Annotated in this window: 12 protein-coding genes; 5 read left to right on the top strand and 7 right to left on the bottom strand. The window is 68.3% G+C overall.

The genetic code is table 11. From position 1 onward, the window contains the following. The first annotated feature begins 24 nt into the window (after positions 1-24). Positions 25-897, top strand: coding sequence for an Fpg/Nei family DNA glycosylase (locus GYB83_RS07470; RefSeq protein WP_161894901.1), 873 nt, complete (start codon positions 25-27; stop codon positions 895-897). A 97-nt stretch (positions 898-994) separates the two neighbouring features. On the opposite strand, the gene GYB83_RS07465 is transcribed toward GYB83_RS07470, so the two are convergent. Further along, on the bottom strand, positions 995-2170 hold the full coding sequence (locus GYB83_RS07465; protein WP_161894900.1) for a glycoside hydrolase family 183 protein: 1176 nt from the start codon (positions 2168-2170) through the stop codon (positions 995-997). Between the two features lie 85 nt (positions 2171-2255). Beyond that, positions 2256-3518 carry a glycoside hydrolase family 183 protein gene (locus GYB83_RS07460; RefSeq protein ID WP_161894899.1) on the bottom strand — a complete coding sequence of 421 codons (1263 nt, stop codon included), beginning with the start codon at positions 3516-3518 and terminating at the stop codon, positions 2256-2258. Between the two features lie 188 nt (positions 3519-3706). Between GYB83_RS07460 and pgi the strand changes: the two genes are divergently transcribed. Continuing rightward, positions 3707-5395 carry a glucose-6-phosphate isomerase gene (gene pgi / locus GYB83_RS07455; RefSeq protein ID WP_161894898.1) on the top strand — a complete coding sequence of 563 codons (1689 nt, stop codon included), beginning with the start codon at positions 3707-3709 and terminating at the stop codon, positions 5393-5395. Between the two features lie 66 nt (positions 5396-5461). Here the strand turns inward: pgi and GYB83_RS07450 are convergent, their stop codons facing one another. After that, positions 5462-6712, bottom strand: a complete 1251-nt coding sequence (locus GYB83_RS07450) for an IS110 family RNA-guided transposase (RefSeq protein ID WP_161894366.1) — start codon at positions 6710-6712, stop codon at positions 5462-5464. 686 nt (positions 6713-7398) lie between these two features. Next, a complete protein-coding gene (locus GYB83_RS07445) occupies positions 7399-7728 on the bottom strand; it encodes a chorismate mutase (RefSeq protein WP_161894897.1) in 330 nt (109 codons plus the stop codon). A gap of 59 nt (positions 7729-7787) precedes the next feature. On the opposite strand from GYB83_RS07445, the gene GYB83_RS07440 reads away from it, so the two are divergent. Beyond that, positions 7788-9581, top strand: coding sequence for a hypothetical protein (locus GYB83_RS07440; protein WP_161894896.1), 1794 nt, complete (start codon positions 7788-7790; stop codon positions 9579-9581). 33 nt (positions 9582-9614) lie between these two features. After that, positions 9615-12107, top strand: a complete 2493-nt coding sequence (locus GYB83_RS07435) for a UvrD-helicase domain-containing protein (RefSeq protein WP_161894895.1) — start codon at positions 9615-9617, stop codon at positions 12105-12107. Here the strand turns inward: GYB83_RS07435 and GYB83_RS07430 are convergent. The 3 genes from GYB83_RS07430 to GYB83_RS07420 are packed head-to-tail and all read right to left on the bottom strand — an operon-like array spanning position 12104 to position 14956. Continuing rightward, entirely contained in the window at positions 12104-12907 is an 804-nt protein-coding gene (locus GYB83_RS07430; protein ID WP_228461280.1) for an ABC transporter ATP-binding protein, read from the bottom strand. The two genes, GYB83_RS07435 and GYB83_RS07430, sit on opposite strands and share 4 nt — an antisense overlap. After that, on the bottom strand, positions 12900-13940 hold the full coding sequence (locus GYB83_RS07425) for a FecCD family ABC transporter permease (protein WP_161894894.1): 1041 nt from the start codon (positions 13938-13940) through the stop codon (positions 12900-12902). Before GYB83_RS07425 ends, GYB83_RS07430 begins: the two co-directional genes overlap by 8 nt. After that, complete coding sequence (locus tag GYB83_RS07420; protein WP_228461278.1) at positions 13937-14956, bottom strand: FecCD family ABC transporter permease; 1020 nt, start codon at positions 14954-14956, stop codon at positions 13937-13939. The genes GYB83_RS07425 and GYB83_RS07420 overlap by 4 nt, the downstream gene beginning before the upstream one ends. A 76-nt stretch (positions 14957-15032) precedes the next feature. Here GYB83_RS07420 and GYB83_RS07415 point away from each other — a divergent pair, with 76 nt between their 5' ends. Continuing rightward, positions 15033-15983, top strand: a complete 951-nt coding sequence (locus GYB83_RS07415) for an ABC transporter substrate-binding protein (RefSeq protein ID WP_161894893.1) — start codon at positions 15033-15035, stop codon at positions 15981-15983. Positions 15984-15986 lie beyond the last annotated feature (3 nt).

The following is a 15986-nucleotide window of genomic DNA, read 5'->3' as shown; positions in this document are numbered from 1 at the left end:
CATCCCGTGCGGAACACTGGTGGCATGCCGGAACTCCCCGAAGTCTCCGCGATAGCCGCGTACCTCGACTCGCGCATGGCGGGACTGCCGATACGTCGGGTCGACGTCGCATCCCTGTCGGTGCTCAAGACGGCCGACCCGCCGTACACGGCCCTGCCCGGACGCGTGGTGACCGCCGTCGACCGGATCGGAAAGTATCTGGTGATCCGAACCGCGGGCGACGACGGCGAGATCGATCTGGTGATCCACCTGTCGCGGGCCGGGTGGGTGCGGTGGAGCGGTGGAATGTCGCCGCGACCGCTCAAGCCGGGCGGCAAGAGCCCCATCGCGCTGCGGGTCCACTGCGGCCTGCCCGGCGAGGGATTCGATGTCACCGAGGTCGGGACGCAGAAGCGCCTCGCCGCGTGGATCGTCCGCGACACGTCCGACGTCGAGCGGATCGCGGGTCTCGGACCGGACGTCCTCGCCGTGTCCCGCGACGAGTTCGGCGCGATCCTGCGCGCGCACTCGTCACGCATCAAGAACCTGATCACCGACCAGCGGGTGATCTGCGGCGTCGGGAACGCCTACTCCGACGAGATTCTCCACACCGCGAAGCTGTCGCCGTTCGCCACCGCCAAGAACCTCACCGACGAGCAGATCGACGCGCTCCACGGCGCCGCCAGGTCGGTCCTCCTCGACGCGACCGCGCGCCTGGAGGACAGCGAGGTCGCGACCATGAAGTCCGAGAAGCGGACCGGACTCCGCGTCCACGCCCGCACGGGGCTCCCGTGTCCGGTGTGCGGCGACACCGTCCGCGAGGTCTCGTACACCGACCGGTCGTTCCAGTACTGTCCGACATGCCAGACCGGCGGCAAGGTCCTCGCCGACCGGCGGATGTCCCGGTTGCTGAAGTAGGCCTCTCGACTGCGCTCGAGGATCCGGGAGGGGTGCGCGCGAGGAGCCGTAAGGGTGTGCTTGGAGAGCCGGGAAGGGTGCGCTCGGGGAGGGCAGGTCAGCGGATGCGGGTCTCGATCAGGGCGACGTTGTAGTCGTCCCAGCGGGACGCGTTGAAGTACAACTGCGGGCCGGTGCCACGCAATGCGGGCGACGACGGCAGCATCATCGGAGCGTAGAGCTCCAGGCTCGGCGGCGTGATCCGCACGCCAGCGCTCCACGGGCCCTCCGGATGCGGCGCCGTCCGCAGGCGCACACCGTTCGGACTGTCGAGCATGACGTACTTGCGCAGCACCGGACTCCACTGCACGGACAGCTCGGTCACGTGGCCGCGGACGACGGGTGCGGGCCGCGAGCCGGGACCGCCCCAGCGCGATCCCGTCCAATACTGGTATCGCCCGAGGTTCGTCACGTCCGACGGTCGGAAGCGGGCGACGTACCCGTTGCCGAATCGCCCGTTCGGAGTTCCGAACTGGTACACCCAGCCCGCGTCGGCTCCCGCGCCTTTCACGTACGCGCTCTGCTGGAACACCGAGTCGATCGGATTCCACGGAAGGTTGGGCCGCACGGTCGACTGCGGGGTCGTCCACGACCGCCCGTTGTCCGACGAGACCGCCGTCGCCGAGTAGTTCGTGTACCAGACGCTCGGCGGGCCCCAGGCGCGGACCGACATGAAGTTCACGTACTGGCGGCCACCGATGGACACGCCCGCGGTCGGGATCTTGGTCTTCTCGACACCGCTGAATCCGAGCGCGCCGAACATCGGCCCCGCGTAGCCGGTCCGTTGCAGCGTGAGGCCGTCCGCCAGGTTTCGGTCGGTGGAACGGAGCAGGGTGTTGTTGCGCCACCCGAGGCCCTGATGCAGGCAGTTGCCGAAGGTGTCGCCGAACGCGAGGAGCGTCTGACCGCGACCGTTGTCCCACGCGACGCCGACGTCGGTCCCGGAGATCCCGAAGTTGGTGAACGTTCGGTTGCGGCTCAGCGGGCCGGTGACCCAGGAGACGGTACGACTGCGACCGTTGTCGAACGCGGGGAGCGGCTTCTGCGGCCCCTGAGCGGATCCACCGCGCGGCAGGCCGAGCGAACCGGTGGCGAAGGGGAGGCGGACGCCGGTGCCGGAGTTGCTGCACGCGCCCGACGCGTCGGCGACCGGTGGCGGGCCGATCACGAGGAGAGACGCCGCGACGGCGGCTCCGACACCGATGGCGGACAACAGACGAGACGGTCGACGCATGGGCGGATCCTCGGTCGGGGGCTGCGGTCGTGTGTCGTGTTCCGACACGTGCCATTCTTACGCGAGTGTCGTCCGGTCGGTGGACTTACCGCCGAAGTCGACTGCGGAGCAGCAGCACGTTGTAGTCGCCCCATCGCGAGGCGTTCATGTACAGCTCCGGGCCCGTACCGCGCAAAGCGGGCGAGCTGGGAAGCATCATCGGCGCGTAGACGCCGATCGTCGACGGGAACAGCGGTCGAGGCAGGCTCCACGGGCCCTGCGGGCGGTCGGCCGTCCGCAGATGCACGTTCAGCGGACTGTCGACCATCACGTATTTGCCGAGGTAGGCGCTCCACGCGACCGACATCTCGGTGACGGGTGCGCCGACGATCGCCCGCACGTCGTCGACGTTCGACGACCAGGTCGACCCGGTCCAGTACTCGTACGCCGAGAGGTTCAGCACGTCGGACGGCCGGAAGCGGGCAACGTACGCGGCGCCGTAGCGCCCGTTCGGGGTCCCGTACTGGAAGATCCACCCGGCGTCGGCCCCGTGGCCCTCCACGTAGGCGCCCTGCTGGAACTTTGCGTCGTCGGGACGCACGGACGGCCAACCGTCGGGCAGCGGCACGGCGACGGGACTGTTCACGCGCAGGGTCGACGGGTCCGTCACCCAGGTCTGACCGTTGTCGGAGGACACGGCGATCGCCGAGAAGTTGGTGTCCCACACGCCCGCGGATCCCCACGAACGGACCGACATGTAGTTCACGTACTGCTTGCCGCCGATCGAGATCGCCGCGGTCGGGATGGTCGTCACCTCGACGCCGGGCCAGCCGATCGCGCCGATCATCTGACGGGCGAAGCGCGGCGAACCCGCGGCGACGGACGCGCCGGACGTGACGTCGCCCGGGACGCCGTCGGCCACCGTCAGACCGTTCGAGAGGTCGGTGTCGTCGGTCCGCAGCAGGACGTTGTGCCGCCACTGCTTGCCTGCGACGGTGCAGTCGCCGAAGGTGTCCCCGAATGCCATCAGCGTCTGCCCCGACCCGTTGTCCCACGCGATGCTGAGGTCGGTGCCGGAGATCCCGAACCGGCTGAACGTCGCATTGGGGCCGCGCGGGCCGGTGACCCACGAGATGATCGCCGACGTGCCGTCGTTGTAGGTCGGGAGCTTGCCCTGCGGTCCCTCGGCGGTCGGCCCCGGTTCGTCGCCGCCGAGCGATCCCGTCGGCAGGAACGGCAGCGACGAGCCGTTGCCCGCGTTCGCGGTGCCGCACGGCGCCGCCGACGCGACGCCGGGCACCGCGATCAGAGACGCTGTCGCGGCGATGCATGCGGCGACGCCGACCGTCAGGCGATGACGAATGCGCATGGGTGTCCTCCGATGAGATCCCGCAGGTCAATGGGGCTGAAGTTACTGAGGTGACTAAAGTGATAACACGTATTCGGGCGCTTCGGACGTCACGATCCCGTCACGATCGATGGGAGCGCGATGTGATCACGCGACGAATGGTCCGAGGCGGTCAGCCGCGTCACAGCGCGACCGCATATGGTGAACAGATGTTGGGCCCCGTCAATCGACACCCTGAGAATGGTGATGACTTCGACATCACCGCGACCGTCTCGTGGCATGCACTCGCCGCGCACCAGCAGCACGTCTACTCGCTGCATCTCCGAGAACTCTTCGCGATGGACCCCGACCGCGGTCGATCGCTCGTCGTCGACGTCGCGGACCTGCACATCGACTACTCGAAACACCTGATCACGGCGGAGACCGTCGAACTCCTCGCAGGCCTCGCCCGTGAGGCCGGACTCGAGGAGAAGCGGGACGAGATGTACGCGGGGGCGCACATCAACGTCACCGAGGACCGCGCGGCGCTGCACACGGCGCTCCGACTCCCGCGCGAGCACGATCTCGTCGTCGACGGACAGGACGTGGTCGCCGACGTCCACGAGGTCCTCGACGCGATGGGCGACTTCAGCGACCGCGTCCGCGACGGCTCGTGGACCGGCCACTCCGGCCGGCCCATCACCGACGTCGTCAACATCGGGATCGGCGGCAGCGACCTCGGCCCCGCGATGGCCTACCAGGCGTTGCGCCACGATCGGCACGAGCGGATCTCGTGCCACTTCGTCTCCAACATCGACCCGTCGAACCTGGTGTCGGTCCTCGACGACTGCGATCCGGCGACCACCCTGTTCATCGTCGCGTCGAAGACCTTCACCACGCTGGAGACGATCACCAACGCGGTCAGCGCCCGTCGCTGGCTGCTCGGCGCGTTCGACGGCGACCGGGCGGCCGTCGCGAAGCACTTCGTCGCCGTCAGCACCAACGGCGACGAGGTCGAGAAGTTCGGCATCGACACCGACAACATGTTCGGCTTCTGGAACTGGGTCGGAGGCCGCTACTCGTTGGACGCGGCGATCGGTCTGTCGCTGATGATCGCGATCGGCCGCCGCCGCTTCGACGAGTTCCTCGACGGCTTCCACCTCGTCGACGAACACTTCCGCACGGCGCCGCTGGAGAGGAACGCGCCCGCCCTCCTCGGGCTCATCGGCCTCTGGTACTCGAATTTCTGGGGCGCGCAGACCAAGGCGATCATGCCGTACGCCGACGACCTCGCCCGCTTCCCCGCGTACCTGCAGCAGCTGACGATGGAGTCGAACGGCAAGTCGGTCACCCAGACGGGCAGGCCGGTCACGTCGGCCACCGGAACCATCTATTGGGGTGAGCCGGGCACCAACGGGCAGCACGCGTTCTACCAACTGCTCCACCAGGGCACGTGGCTGATCCCGGCGGACTTCATCGGCTTCGCCATCCCGACCGACGACCGGGAGACGGTCGACGGCGGCTCCATGCACGACGTCCTGATGAGCAACTTCTTCGCCCAGACCGAAGTCCTCGCCTTCGGCAAGACCGCCGAGGACATCGCCGCCGAAGGCGTTCCCCCGGAGCTCGTCCCCCACAAGGTGATGCCGGGCAACCGACCGTCGACGACGATTCTCGCGCCGCAGATCACCCCGTCCGTCCTCGGTCAGCTCATCGCACTCTACGAGCACGAGACGTTCGTGAAGGCGATGATCTGGGGCATCAACCCCTTCGACCAGTGGGGTGTGGAACTGGGCAAGGAGAAGGCGAGCGCTCTCCTCGGCGTCGTCTCGCAGGCCGACCCGCCCGCGCAGCAGAACGATTCGTCGACCGACGCACTCGTCCGCTGGTACCGCTCGCACCGCGGCCGCCGCGGCTGACCCCGCCGCTCGGTGAGCCGACGGCGGCCCCGCCTGTTCCTTGAGACATCCCAGAACGGGAACGTGTCAAGCAGCGATCTTGAGGTCGGCGTTCGCCCATGCGATCGCGGGGTCGTACGGGTGGTGTCGGGCTAGGCAGCCGTGGAGGATTCCTGTCAGTTTGTTGGCTAGTTGGCGGAGCGCGGCGTTGTGGTTGATCCCTCGATCACGCTGCTTGCGGTAGTAGGCATACGCATATTTGTCGTGCATGATCGCAGCGTTGGCCTGCCGTACCGCGGCGTCGAGGGCCCAGTCGTTGCCGGCCTTGCGGGCGCAGACGATCCGCAGCTTTCCTGACTGCCGGGTGAGCGGGCTGGTCTGGGCGAAGTTCCGGCGGTCCTTCGCCGTCTGGAAGCGAGTGGAGTCGTCGCCGTATTCACCGCACAGGCGTGCCCCGATGACCTGGCCGATACCAGGTTGACTGAGGTAGATCTCAGCATCGGGGTGCCGCGAAAAATGGGCGTTCACCTGCTCCTCCAGCTCTGCGATGTGACTGGAGGCGGAGGCGATCACACGCGTGGCTGCCCGGACAGTGATCGCGTAGGCCTCGGCGATCTCCGGGCCGATCGGTAGTTGCCGTTGCCGCAACGCTTGCACGATCCAGGCGGCTTTGGCGTCCTTGTCATGGCGACGAGCAAGGAGCGGAAGTACCTGCCGCACAGTGATCCTCGCTCCGGCAGCAGGGGTAGGTACCAGCGTCACCAGCCCCAGGATCGTCTTGTCGTGGAGTGGGAGGTCGTACTTCGCGGCGATCGCGACGATCGCGGGGTGGTACTCACGCAACGTCGACCGTAAACGATTGGTCTGACGAGTGCGGTCCCATACCGCGCGTTGGTGTTCACGAGTGAGAATGCGGATTGCAGCAGATCCTTCGGAGTCGGCACCGATCTTGGTGAGCGTACGGTGCCGGGAGCGGACCAATTCCGCCAGGCCGAGGGCATCGCCGCTATCGCTCTTGGCTTTCGAGTTTGACCAACTCTCACGAAACCGTTTGGCCTGCAACGGATCGACTCCGAACACGTAGTATCCAGCGGCGACCAGTGCCTGGACCCAGGGCCCGTGATTGAGTTCGATACCGACCATGACCTCGAGAGCGTCGTCGTCGAGGTCGTCGTCGCTGGTGACTGTCGTGAGGGCAGCTCGTGCCACGACGTCGGTGAATGCGGTGATCCCGGCGGGGCCTTCGGGGACCCGGGCTCGGGCCAAGACCTTCTGACTATTGTCGATCACGACCAGGTCGTGATGGTCTTCGGCCCAGTCGTCTCCTACAAACAACATGTCCCTCGACCTCCCCTTTGCTGCTCGTTTCCTTCCTCTGGCGGACGTCGGTGCCGCCCGAGGTCGGCAGCCGGGGTCCGGCGAGCGGGTTGCGGACTAATGGCGCAGTGTTCACACCACACCCGGGCGGGTGGGTCGGCACGTCATCCCAGCAGCAATCAGATGCTCGTCAGGCGAAGCCCTCGGGGGCACGATCTCAAGGTAGGGCTCACGAACAGTGACCCAGCGAGCTGAAGTGCTCACCCGAAGGCTGGCTACCTCAACTAAGTCTGCCAACTCTGGTCGGCAACCTCAGTCCATTCCATTAGCGAGCTGAAGTGCTCACCCGAAGGCTGGCTACCTCAACTAAGTCTGCCAACTCTGGTCGGCAACCTCAGTCCATTCCATTAGCGAACGGAGTGAGTCGAAAGGTCCGTGACGCTGCACCCGACTCGGCGAAATGACGCCTGGACAGCCTGCGGTGACGAGCCTCGTCGCCTCATGCGACGTGACTCACCTGCCTCATCTCGCACTTACCTGCCTCAACTTGACTCCCCTGCCTGAGCTCAGGCAGGTAGGACAGATTGAGGCAGGGCGGTGCGAGATGAGGCAGGGGTGTGGAGCGTCGTGGACCTTTCGACTCACTCCGTTCGCTCAAGGCGCGGGCGGGGTGGATGTTCGCTCATGGCGCGGGCAGGGTGCGGCGGTCAGCGACCGAGGGGACCGCGGCCCAGACGCAGGAGGAGCATCGCGAGGGTGTGGCCCTCGGAGCCGAGCGCGGAGAAGCGGTCGAGGACCTTCACTTCGCGGCTGTGGACGAGGCGGGGACCGCCGGTCGCCATGCGGTGAGCGCCGATCTTCTTCGACACCGCGCTGCGTCGCTGGACCGCGGCGAGGATGACGGCGTCCATCCGGTCGATCTCCAGGCGCAGGGCGTCGATGTCGTCCGGCAGGTCGGCGACATCGGTGCTCAGACCGTCGACGCCCAGGTCCTTGGCAGGTTCGGTTGGCTCGCTCACATCTGAGGATTCTGCCATGCCGCCCGAGAGGCGTGTCCGCGGTCGGCGCGGGGCGGTCGGTGCGCGACAATACGGGGATGCTGGACGCCAGGAAGCTCACCGCAGCCGCCGCCGCACTCATCGTGGCGCAGACCATCGTTCGGGCGTGGCTCGTCCTACGAGGCGACTTCTACGGGGACGACCTGATCCTCATCGGGCAGGCGTCCACCCACGACATCCTGAGCTGGGACTTCCTCGGAGTCAGCGACGACGGTCATCTCATGCCCGCCGCATACCTGCTCGGGGGGATCTCGACTGTCATCGCGCCCGTCCAGTGGTGGCTGCCGGCCGTGACCCTCGTGGTGCTGCAACTGATCGCCGCTCTCGCGGTGTGGCGGGCGATCCGGATCATCGCGCCCGACGCCCGCGGCGGGGCGCTGATCTCGTTCGCGTTCTACCTCTTCGTGCCGATGACCGTCACGTCGTACGTGTGGTGGTCGACGGGCCTGTCGACGTTGCCGTTCCAGGCGGCCCTCGCGTACGTCGTCGGCACGGCTGTCGTGCTGGTCCGTGACCGCCCGACCGGGGCCCGCGCGACGCGGCTCACGATCGGCGCGGCCGGGGCGTTCGCCGCCGGGCTGTTGTTCTTCGAGAAGTCGTTCGTGATCGCGCCGGTCGCGTTCGTCGTGGCGGTGCTGGCCGCTCGGGCGTCGTCGGACGGATCCCCGATCGCGGCCGCGTTCGGACGCGCGAGGTGGCTGTGGGCGGCGATGGGCGCGCTGGTCGTCGCCTGGGGCGGCGTGTTCGCCGCGACCGCGTCGTTCGGCGACGGCCACTCGATGTCGCAGACCGTGAGGCTCGTGTGGCGGACCGTGAACAACGGCATCGTCCCGTCGTTCACCGGTGGTCCGTGGCTGTGGGACCGGTGGGCGCCGTCGGCCCCGACGGGGTCGACGCCGATCTGGATGATCGTCCTCGGCTGGCTGATCCTGGTGACGCTCGTGGTCCTGACGGTCCGGGCCAGACGCGGTGTGGTCGCGGTGTGGGCGTTCGTCGCCGTCTACGCGGTCGGTGTTCAGTTCCCGACGATGTGGCTGCGCAGCGGGGCCTTCACGAGCCTCGAGCTGGCGCAGACCCTGCAGCACCTGCCCGACACCGCGCTCGTCCTCGCGCTCGGGTTCGCCCTGATCGCCGCGGCGCCGTCGTCTGGTGGAACCCACGCCGTCAAGGTGGCGCCCGACCGACGCCTGGCGGTCGCGGCCGTCGCCGCCTCCGCGGTGTTCGTGCTGTCGTCGATGGTGGGCACCGCGTCGTTCTCACAGTCCTGGCGCGACGATCCGACGGGGGCCTACCTGGCGAACGCGCGGCAGGCGATGGCCGACAACGCGGGGCACGTCATGTTCGATCAGCAGCTCCCCATCGAGGTGCTGCTGCCCGTCGCCTACCCGGACAATCAGCTCAGTCACGTGTTCGGGCGGCTCCGCGACCGGCCCGACTTCGGCGTCGTCACGGACCGCCTCGTGGTCCTCGATTCGACGGGCAGGGCCGTCCCCGGCGGCGTGACTCGGGCGCGGACCATCGCCGAGAGCCGCGGGACGTGTCGCGCACCGGGCATCGGCGGACCGCAGGTCCTGCGACTCGACGGACCGCTCTTCGACATCATGTGGACCGTCCAGCTGGGGTACTGCGCGAACATCGACGGACAGATCGAGTTGGGACTGGACGGCGGAGAGCCGGTCCGAGTGGACGTCGAGGCCGGGCTCCACGTGGTCTACGTCCGGGTGGACGGCGGAGGTCGAGGCCTGCACATCCGCCCGGTGACTCCGGGGCTGCGCCTGCACACCGGCGAGGGCCGGGTGGGACTCGCTGTGGTCGCGGGCCTCGCGCCCTGAAATGTCGGGGGTCGCGGGTAGCCTGGCAGGGCGATGAAGACCTCTGTGACCCCCGCCCCCAGCCCCTCCGACGCGGACCTGACCGACCGCGGTCGGGAACTGCTCGACGGTCTCAACCCGCAGCAGCGGGCGGCCGTCGTCCACCAGGGTGCTCCGCTGTTGATCGTGGCGGGCGCCGGGTCGGGCAAGACGGCCGTCCTCACCAGGCGCATCGCGTTCCTGCTCGCCGAGCGAGACGTCACACCGGGGCAGATCCTCGCGATCACGTTCACCAACAAGGCCGCGGCGGAGATGCGCGAACGCGTCATCGACCTCGTCGGACCGCGCGCCGCCTACATGTGGGTGTCGACGTTCCATTCGACGTGCGTCCGGATACTGCGCGCGCAGTCGGCGCTGTTGGGCGACCGGAACTCCAACTTCTCCATCTACGACGCCGACGACTCCCGTCGCCTGCTCGGCATGGTGATCCGCGACCTCAATCTCGACCCGAAGAAGTTCAGTCCCCGCGGCGTGGGCACCGTCATCTCGAATCACAAGAACGAACTCGTCGCCCCCGAGGAGGCCGCCGCTCAGGCGTCGTCCGGTGAGCAGCCCGACCCGACCGCGCAGACGATCGCCGAGATCTACGCCGAGTACCAGCGCCGTCTCTCCACGGCCAACGCCTTCGACTTCGACGACCTCATCGGTGAGACGGTGTCGCTGCTGCAGCGCCACCCGCAGGTCGCCGAGTACTACCGCAGGCGCTTCCGGCACGTCCTCATCGACGAGTACCAGGACACCAACCACGCCCAGTACGTCCTCGTCCGCGAACTCGTCGGCGAGGAGCCGACCGACGGTGGCGTCCCGCCGTCCGAACTGTGCGTTGTCGGCGACGCAGACCAGTCGATCTACGCGTTCCGCGGCGCCACGATCCGCAACATCGAGGAGTTCGAGCGCGACTACCCGAACGCCGAGACCATTCTCCTGGAACAGAACTACCGGTCGACGCAGACCATCCTGTCGGCCGCGAACGCCGTCATCTCCCGGAACTCGGGACGCCGCGAGAAGCGACTGTGGACCGATTCGGGCGACGGCGAACTCATCGTCGGCTACGTCGCCGACTCCGATCGGGACGAGGCCGCCTTCATCGCGAAGGAGATCGAACAACTCGTCGACTACTCGATCGGCGGCTCGGCCAGCCACACGTACTCCGACATCGCCGTGTTCTACCGGACCAACACCGGGTCGCGGGCACTGGAGGAGGTGTTCGTCCGCCACGGCATGCCGTACAAGGTGGTCGGCGGAACCAAGTTCTACGAGCGCAAGGAGGTCCGCGACATCGTCGCCTACCTCCGGGTGGTCGCCAACCCCGACGACCAGGTGAGCCTGCGTCGCATCCTCAACACCCCGCGCCGCGGGATCGGCGACCGCGCCGAAGCATGCGTGGCCGTGCATGCCGAGAACCTCGGCGTCAGCTTCTACCAGGCGCTCATCGACGCCACCGAGGGCCGGGTCGCGTTGTTGAACACGCGCGCGGTCAAGCAGATCACCGGGTTCGTCGAACTCATCGAGGGACTCCGCGGCGACTACCTCATGGCGTTCGGCGCGGTGGGCGGCGACGCCGACGTGGCGGTCGCCGACGCGACGACCGAGGGCGCCGACATCGGCGACCTCGTCGACGCGATCGTCGACCGCAGCGGCTACCGCGCCGAACTCGAGGCGTCGAACGACCCGCAGGACGGCGCGCGCCTGGACAACATCAACGAACTCGTCGCCGTAGCCCGCGACTTCAGTCTGGAAGCGGCCCAATCGGCCGACTCCGGCGACGATCTGGACCCGGAGGCGCCGTCGCCCGCCGAGGAGGGCGAACCCGAACCCGGGTCGCTCGCCGCGTTCCTGGAGAAGGTGTCGCTCGTCGCCGACGCCGACCAGGTGCCCGACGAGGGGGAGGGCGTCGTCACGATGATGACGCTGCACACCGCGAAGGGACTGGAGTTTCCGGTCGTGTTCGTCACCGGCTGGGAGGACGGGCACTTCCCCCACATGCGGGCGCTCGGCGACCCGAACGAACTCAGCGAGGAACGACGCCTGGCCTACGTCGGGATCACTCGAGCGAGACAGCGGCTGTACCTGACCCGCGCGATGTCGCGCGCGTCCTGGGGACAGCCGGTGTCGAACCCGGAGTCGCGGTTCCTGCAGGAGATCCCGCAGCACCTCATCGACTGGCGACGCACGGAGCCGCGTCGCGCGCCGCGTGAGTTCGGCTCGCGCGGCGGTGCGTTCGGATACGGGTCGGGCGGCGGGTCGTCGTTCGGCGGGGAGAGCCTGCGCGGACGGTCGTCGTACTCGTCCGATCCGACGCGTGGCCGCAACAAGCAGGTGAACTACGAGATCGGCGACCGGATGAACCACCCGAAGTTCGGGATGGGCAAGGCCGTCGCGAAAGAGGGGAGCGGCGTCACCGAACGCATCACCTTCGACTTCGGCGGCAACGTCGGCCGCGTGACCCTGATGACCGTCGGCGGCCTTCCCGGCGAGAAGCTCTAAGGTCTGTCTCGAGCGCCCCTCGGGTCGAGTGGGACGACGGACGGGGTGCCGGTGACCGGGTCGGGCACGACGATGGCGTCCAGGTCGAAGACGTCGCGCACCAGGTCGGCGGTGATCACCTCGTCGGGGCGGCCGGTGGTGACGACCGCCCCGTCCTTCATCACGATCAGATGCGTCGCGTAGCGGGCCGCCTGATTGAGGTCGTGCAACACGACAACCTGGGTGCGGCCTTGCTCGTGCAGGGTGCGTAGCAGTTCGAGGAGATCGAATTGATGCGCGATGTCGAGGAACGACGTCGGCTCGTCGAGCAGCATCACGTCGGTCTGCTGGGCGAGCAGCATCGCCACCCAGACCCGTTGGCGCTGCCCACCGGACAGTTCGTCGACGAACCGGTCGGCGAGATCGGTGGTCTCGGTGGCGGCCATCGCGTCGGTGACGGCGCGTTCGTCCTCGGCGGTCCACTGCTGGAACATCCGCTGGTGAGGAAACCGGCCGCGGGCGACGAGCGACGCGACACTGACGCCGGTCGGCACGATCGCGCTCTGCGGAAGCATCGAGAGTCGTCGGGCGATCTGTTTCGCCGACAGGCGGGCGATGTCGTCGCCGTTCAACAGGATCCGACCCGTCGACGGCGCCAACAGGCGGGCGAAGGCGTTGAGCAGCGTCGACTTGCCGCACCCGTTGGGGCCGATGATCATCGTGAACGAATCGGCAGGCACGTCGACAGTCAGATCGCGGATGACGACGCGGTCCCGGTAACCGACGGTCAGCCGGTGGGCGTGCAACGGCGACTCAGACACGAGTGGACCTCCACATGTAGTAGATCAGCAGGGGCGCTCCGAAGACCGAGGTGACCGCGCCGATCGGCGTGGACCACGGGATGGCCGCGCGGGCCACGGTGTCGGCGACCACCACGATGATCCCGCCGACGAGAGCCGAGCCGACGAGCGGCGGAGCGGGACTGCGCACGATGCTGCGGACGATCTGCGGCGCCACGAACGCCACGAAGCCGATGGGTCCGGTGGCCGCGGTCGCCAGCGAGGCGAGGACGACCGACGTGAACAGCAGGATCCGTTCGGTCCGCGCGGTGTCCACACCCATCGTCGCGGCCCGTGCGACGCCGAGCGGAAGCAGCCCGATGTGGCGGACGAGCGGGGCGAGCACGCAGACGGCGACGGTCAGGCCGATGACGAGGGGCCAGATGTGTTGCGGGCCTCGGCCGTTCAACGTGCCTGCGAGCCACGACATCGCGGTGTGGGCGACGTCGCCGTCGACGTACGACAGCAGGAAGGTGACGCCTGCCGAGCACAGCGCGGACAGGGCGATACCCGACAAGACGAGGCGCAGCGGGTCGAGGCCGGCGGACGTCAGGGCTATCACGGCGGCGATCGCGGCTCCTCCGGCGAGCGCGCCGAGGGGGATGGTCCAGGGGGCGACGGCCGGTCCGCCGTTGGCGACGATGACGGTGACCGCGCCGACCGAAGCCCCGCCGGTGATCCCGAGGATGTCCGGGCTCGCGAGGGGATTGCGCGTCACCGTCTGCATCAGAGCGCCCGCCAGCCCGAGGGCCGTACCCGCGAGGGCGGCCACGATGGTCCGATTGGCCCGCAGGTCGAGCATGATGACCCGGTCGCCGACGGCCCCGCCGCCGGTGATCACGTCGTACGCCCGTGACAACGGGATCGTGGGCTCGCCGAGCATGAGCGCCGCGCCGGCCGCGATCAGGAGGATCGCCGCGCAGATCGCCGTCACGACGATGCCGCGCGGTTGGACGATCATCGAGATCCGGCCGACCGAGATCGTGTGCAGGGAGTGCAGACGTCGCCCGGTCACAGCTGCACGAACCTGGAGCGTCGGACGGCGGCGAGGAAGAACGGGACGCCGACCACCACCATCATGATTCCCGCGGGGATCTCGCGGAATGCGATGACGCGGCCGACGATGTCGGCGACGTACAGCACGGCGGTGGCGCACAGCGCGGACACCGGGACGGCCCACCGGTAGTCGGGGCCGGTGAACGTGCGCGCCAGATGCGGCGCCGTGAGACCGAGGAACGCGATGGGACCGGCGATGGCGGTAGCGGCCCCGGCCAGCAACGTGATCGCGACGACGGTGAGGATCCTGGTCCGAGTCAGATCGAGTCCGAGCGATCGGGCGGCGTGATCGCCCATGGTCAGCAGGTTGAGTCCCGGCGCGCAGATGACGGCGAGCAGGAAGCCGACGGCGAGGAATCCGATGGCGGGCACGAACGAGTCGTAGTCGGTGATCGCGACCGATCCGGTGGTCCAGAACCGATAGCGGTCGACGGTGTCGGGGCTCCGAAGGACGAGCGTCGTGGTCACGGCCACCAGGAACGCGCTCACGGTCGCACCCGCGATGACCAGGGTGATCGGCGACGTTCCGCGTCCCCGAGCTCCGCCGAGCGCGAACACGGCCACCGACGCCGCGGCGGCGCCGATGAAGGCGAGCGCCAGTTGCCCGAGGGCCGTGGACACCGACAGGTAGGCGACGCCGACGACGACGGCGAGCGACGCCCCCGCGGAGATGCCGAGCAGGCCGGGGTCGGCGAGCGTGTTGCGGGTCAGGCCTTGGACGAGCGCCCCGGACACTCCGAGCGCCGCCCCGACGAGGGCGATGACGATGGTGCGGGGGACGCGGAAGTGAAGGATCGCCACCTCCTCCGGCGTCGGCATGCGGCTGTGGCCGTCGAGCAGGATCCGGACCGTTGTCGTGGGCGCGGTCGGCAGGGCTCCGATGCACAGACTGGCGACGACGAGGGCGAGCACGGCGCCGACGAGGACGCAGACCGTGGCGGTCTGCCGTCGACTCGCACGCAGTTGTGTTCGCACGCGGTTCAGATTAGCTTAGCCTCAGTTAATTGAGTCCGGCTGGTCCGGGTTCGTCGGGATCGAGAAGGAGAAGTGCATGCGTAGAGGATTGATGAGTGCGGCCGCGGCAGGACTGGCGGCCGTGGTGCTGGTCGGATGCAGTTCGGGAACGGAGAACGTCGGCGGCGACCGGACCGTCGACGTGCAGGGCACGGAGTACACCGTCCCGTCCGACCCGCAGCGCATCGTCGCGATCTTCAACGCGGCCACGCAGTCGTTGATCGAGGCGGGAGGAGGGGACCGGATCGTCGCCGCTCAAGAGCTGCCGCTGTCGAACGTCCCGACCGCGAACCGCGCGGCGTACCAGGCGATTCCGGCGAAGGTCGACATGGACGCGTCCGCGGAGTCGCAGGCGTCGCACAACCCCGACCTCTTCGTCTCCGTCGACTTCGTCGAGCCCGGTCTCAACGACGAACTCGCCAAGTTCGCGCCCGTCGCGATCATGCAGGTCAGCGGCAAGGGGAGGCCCGACTGGAAGGGCCGCTCGAAGGCTGCGGGCGAGATCCTCGGCACCTCGGACAAGATCGCCCAGCTCGACGCCGCGCTCACCGCTCGGCAGGAGGACATCAAGAAGCGTTTCGCCGACGTCCTCGGATCGAAGACGGTGACCGTCCTCGACTCGTACGAGCGCGGCAATCTGTACGCGTATGGCGCCAAGTCGATGGTCGGCACCTTGTTCACCGCGGCGGGAGTGCGATTCGCGCCGTCGGTGACCGGTGACGGCACATCGCCGGACACCAATCCGGGTGAGTTCGAGTCGTCGTCGGAGAAGCTCGGCTCGTTCCTCGACGCGGACATCGTGATGGTCGTGTCGGACTTCGACAGGAAGTTCGACGAACTGCAGACCGCACTCGTGAACAATCCGCTCCTCGCCGGATCGGGCAAGACCGTCCAGTCCCTCGGCCTCGGTCAGATCTCCTCGTACGCCCAGGCCGACTTCATGCTCGACTCCCTCGAGCAGGCCCTGACCAAGGCGCGCTCGGCATAGCGA

This window comes from Gordonia spumicola (genome assembly GCF_009932475.1).
Taxonomy (GTDB): Bacteria; Actinomycetota; Actinomycetes; order Mycobacteriales; family Mycobacteriaceae; genus Gordonia; species Gordonia spumicola.
This window is presented reverse-complemented; position numbering and strand designations above follow the sequence as displayed.